The organism is Pseudoalteromonas sp. AOP7-A1-14 (genome assembly GCF_052376275.1).
Lineage (GTDB): Bacteria > Pseudomonadota > Gammaproteobacteria > Enterobacterales > Alteromonadaceae > Pseudoalteromonas.
The window spans coordinates 1-1,178 of record NZ_JBQSVO010000252.1 but is presented as its reverse complement, the minus strand read 5'-3'; the positions used below and the strand labels follow the sequence as shown (position 1 = coordinate 1,178).

The window sequence follows — 1,178 nt, the reverse complement described above, 5'->3', positions numbered from 1 at the left end:
GACAATCAATTTTAAATCCAGCGACGGATGAAATAATTGGCTCCGTTCCTCTTTTGAGTCGCGAGCAAATAGATGCTTGCATCGTTGATGCCGAGCAAGCCTTTTATAAATGGCGTGATATTAACGTACGCCAGCGTTGTGCACTTCTTGCAAAATGGGCAGAGAAAATAACTAATAACAGAGAGAGAATTGCAAAAATTCTGACCTTGGAACAAGGAAAGCCACTGAATGAGTCTCTCGGCGAAATAGATTACGCCATCAGCTATATTAATTGGTACGCCCAACCTTCAATGATGGATCACGGTGGTGTTCTGCCTTTTGCAGAAAATGCAGACACAATGATTGTCACTAAAGAGCCTGTTGGTGTGTGTGGCGCTATTACCCCCTGGAATTTTCCAGCTGCAATGATAACTCGTAAGGTCGCTCCAGCTTTAGCTGCGGGTTGTACAATGATTGTTAAACCTGCTCCTGACACTCCATTTACCGCTTTAGCCTTAGTTGAGTTGGCTGCGCAAGCTGGTATTCCAGATGGTGTTTTAAATGTGGTGACCGGCGAGGCAGAAGTCATAGGTCAGTGTTTAACGCAAAGTCATATTGTTCGTAAGTTGAGTTTCACAGGCTCTACTGGTGTTGGCAAATACTTAATGGCCGCATCCGCCACTAACGTAAAGCGATTATCTTTGGAGCTCGGCGGAAATGCCCCATTCATTGTGAGCGAAAATGCTGACATAGAAAGCGCGGTACAAGGAGCTATGGTTTCCAAGTTTCGCAATGCTGGGCAGACCTGTGTCTGTGCCAATGCTTTTTATGTTCATGAAAGTATCTATGACGACTTTTCACGTTTACTTGTTGAGCGTGTAAGCAAATTAAAGTTAGGTTTAGGCTCTCAAGATGGTGTTGATATGGGCCCGTTAATTAATCAAGCAGCCTTAGAAAAAGTGGAGTCTTTGCTAAAAGATGCCGTAACAAAAGGAGCAGAAATCGCATGCGGTGGTGAGCGATGGGAGCAATCGCCAAATTGGTTTAAACCTACGGTTTTAAATTCAGCAACGATTGATATGGACTGTGTAAAACAAGAGATATTTGGTCCTATCGCACCTTTGATTAAGTATAGCGATGAGAGCCAGCTTCTAGCGCATTTACGTGCACAAAATACTGGATTGGCGGCTTACTTTTAC

1 protein-coding gene is annotated in these 1,178 nt (G+C 43.8%); it reads left to right on the top strand.

What is annotated here, in order from left to right:
* Positions 1 to 1,178 (top strand): NAD-dependent succinate-semialdehyde dehydrogenase (locus ACT3RM_RS17945; protein ID WP_444511521.1); only part of this gene is annotated, 1,178 nt, incomplete at both ends.